The sequence below is a fragment of the Borreliella yangtzensis genome, assembly GCF_014201775.1.
Taxonomy (GTDB): Bacteria; Spirochaetota; Spirochaetia; order Borreliales; family Borreliaceae; genus Borreliella; species Borreliella yangtzensis.
Window position 1 is genome coordinate 1 of record NZ_JACHFG010000031.1, and the last position, 3235, is coordinate 3235.

Below are 3235 nucleotides of genomic sequence, written 5' to 3' on the forward strand. Positions count from 1 at the left end.
TGCGCATAAAGCAAGCTCCTTAAAGTGTTACTTTTTAAATTAAGTAAAAGTAATAAAAATAGATAAAAATTACAATTTACATTTTACCAAAAACTAGAAATTTTAGTCAAATTTTGGAGGCTCTCATTGCATTCGAAATTTAGAGTGTAGAGTGGTTGTAGCAAGTAGAAGTGGCAATTTTTAAGGGGTGCACACAAGAAAGATAGTATACTTTGTGTGATATATAGCAAATACCCTGAAATTTAATTTATATGTGTTTTGTGAGTTTCTGTAGTGAGTTTGGCATTTGCAATGGAGAGATTTTCGGGAGTTGATTAAAATTACATTTTCAGTTTGTTAAAATGTAACAACGCAATGTAACAAAATCAATTATTTAAAACTGTAAAAAATTGTAATTATTATACTTTTGAAGTATCATTTTAAACTTAAAAGGAAGTAACTTATGAATAAAAAGATAAAAATGTTTATTATTTATACTGTTTTTGTACTTATAATTTCTTGTGAAAATTTTACAAGTACAAGTACAAATAGTACAAGTGAACAGATAAGCAGCAAGACAATAGAATTCACTGAATTTACTGTAAAAATTAAAAATAAAGATAATAGTGGTAATTGGACAGACTTGGGAGATTTAGTTGTAGAAAAAGAAGAAAGAAAAAAAGGAGAATATGGTATTGCAACAGGTTTAAATGCTGGTGGGCACAGTGCCACATTCTTTAAAGTAGAAGAATCAGAAGTTAATAACTTTGTAAAAGCAATGACTGAAGGCGGATCATTTAAAAGCAGTTTGTATTATGGATATGGGGATGAACAAAGTAATACAAGCTCCGGTATCCAAGATAAAGAGATAATAACAAAGATAGAGAAAATTGATAATTCTGAATATATTACATTTTCAGGAGATAAAATTAAGAAAGATAATAACTCAGGAGATAAAACTGCTGGATATGCAATATCACTAGAAGAACTTAAGAAAAATTTAAAATAGAAGTTTACAGTATAGGAGAGAACAGCTATGAAGAAAAAAATGTTTATTGTTTGTTCCGTTTTTGCATTGATAATTTCTTGCAAGAATTATGCAAGTGGTGAAGATTTAGAAAATTCAGTGAAAAATGTAAAACAACAAGTTAAGGGATTTAAGCAGGGTATAGAAAAAAAGGTTAAGCAAGGCATAGAAAAGCAAATTAAGAAATTTTTAGATAAAGAAGAAAAAATTATTTCAGATGATCCAACAGTATATGAAATAGCAGAAAAATTAAAGGAAGAAGAAATAAAGGAGAAAAAAGAAAATAGGAAAGATTTTAATTTAGAAGAAAAAGAAAATCCCAAAAATGATTTAAAAGACAATGAAGATGTTAAAGTTTTAAAACCCGAACCTATAACTTTAGAAAATAAAGAACCAAAATTAGAAATAGCAGAAACATTAAAACCAAAATTACCAGAAATTCCAAAATTGCCAATAGTAGCAAAATCAGTAGTTAAAGAAAAAACAGAAGAAGAAAAAGCTAAAGAAAAAAGGGAAGAGGACTTAAAAAGAAGAAGAAGAGAAAAATATGCTGAAGAACTGAAAAAAATGGAAGAACGGAAAAAGCAAAGAGAAGAAAGAAGAAAATTAAGAGAATTAGAGTCAGGCGAAAGTTTTCTTGAGAAAGTAACTACAATTAAAATTGTAGAAATTGCAAGAAAGATAGATAAGATAACTAGTGATATTGACAGTATAAATCCAAAATCATATTTTGAAGAGAGAACAGAAGTATCTGGAAAAGAAGTTGAAGATAAAGTTACAGGCGCTATTTATGACGATTTTACTGCTAATACGGGAAGTGGTGAACACACTTATTATAGTTCTTCACACGGACATTCTCTTTATTATGAGTGGAGCAATTTTTTAGAAGATGATGAGAAGCTATACAAGTTCCTTAAGGAGGAATTAGAAAGCGCTAGGAAAGGTCTAAGGGCTAAAATAAAAATAAAAGAAGGTAATATTGAAAAAAACAAAGATATTGTAAAAGTTAGTGATATTAAAGGAGATTTAGAAAAAATAAAAGATAAATTAAAAGAGCTAAAAGAATATCTTCAAAGTAATGCTAATAAAGAAGAACTTAAAAAAGTTATAAAATGTGTAATTGATCCAGATAATAGTGATTGTGGTTTGAGTGATAGTGATTATATAAATATCAGAAGAAGAGTTTAAAAATTTAGAAGAGAAAAAAAAGAATAAAAAATGGTTTTATAAGCGTAAATTATGAAGAACAAGACTAACTATTAGTCTTGTTCTCTTGTTTAAGTTAATTTTTAAGGAGTAAAAGTGAAAAGATTATTATTCAAGATATTGTTTGGTTTTATTATATTTGTTTCTAATATTTATGGAAATTCTTTAGATGATGTAGTCATTAAAAATAATGAAAAAGCGATTGAATTTTTAGAGGACATCCTTAAAGATAAGGATTATATACAAGTATTTAATACTACTAATCCGGATCAAAGAAGAAAAATTCCAAATTTTGATTATAAGGAAAATATGATGGATACAATCATACAAGAGCTGAAATCATATGGTAAAATTTTAGAATTTTTTGGATATATATATCTTGTGCCTAAAAATATTATGAAATATGTTCTAGAAGAAAAGCGTGCTAGTGAAGTTGAAAGATTTAGATTGTTTGCTTTTATGGAGTTACATCATTTTTATGATTGTATTGTGAATTCTAAGAAGTTTGTTGATGGATTACTATCAAATTTTGTAGTGTATATTAAGGATTTAAATACAAGGCATAAAATACAGTAGTTAGTTGCTATTACTATAATCTTTGGTTTAGAAATAACAACTAACTAAGTTAATAAAAGCCAATAAATATTAAACACCACTAATATACATTAAGAAATTAACAGGTTATGTTAACAATTTGTTAAATTGCTTTACTATTTAGAGTAACAATTTGTTAATTTTGTTACTTTTGGGTAATGCTTTTGAAAAGAGTTAAAAGATCTTTTGATGATTATGTTGCTTATTTTATAGAAGGAACTTTAAATGATGGAGAGATAGCAGCTAAACTAGGAGTTTCTAAAGTAAATGTGTGGAGAATGAGACAAAAATGGGAAAGTGGAGAAACTTTTGTTAATGAGAACTCTAGAGTAACAATTAGTGAAGATACTTTTGAACACCTTGTAGCACAAACTTTTAGATCAGAAGTTAAAGCTAAAAAAGTTAAGGGCGAATTAGATTTAGAGCGTT

4 protein-coding genes are annotated in these 3235 nt (G+C 27.1%); all 4 read left to right on the forward strand.

Annotation, left to right across the window (positions count from 1 at the left end; all coding sequences use genetic code 11):
- Positions 1 to 442: 442 nt before the first annotated feature.
- The gene (locus HNP68_RS06235) at positions 443 to 988 is read left to right on the forward strand and encodes an Erp family outer-surface lipoprotein (RefSeq protein ID WP_183221524.1); all 546 of its coding nucleotides are present in this window, start codon (positions 443 to 445) and stop codon (positions 986 to 988) included.
- A 27-nt stretch (positions 989 to 1015) separates the two neighbouring features.
- A complete protein-coding gene (locus HNP68_RS06240; RefSeq protein ID WP_183221526.1) occupies positions 1016 to 2194 on the forward strand; it encodes a hypothetical protein in 1179 nt (392 codons plus the stop codon).
- 114 nt (positions 2195 to 2308) lie between these two features.
- Positions 2309 to 2788, forward strand: coding sequence for a hypothetical protein (locus HNP68_RS06245; protein WP_183221528.1), 480 nt, complete (start codon positions 2309 to 2311; stop codon positions 2786 to 2788).
- 182 nt (positions 2789 to 2970) lie between these two features.
- Positions 2971 to 3235 (forward strand): DUF603 domain-containing protein (locus tag HNP68_RS06250; RefSeq protein WP_183221530.1); only part of this gene is annotated, 265 nt, incomplete at its 3' end.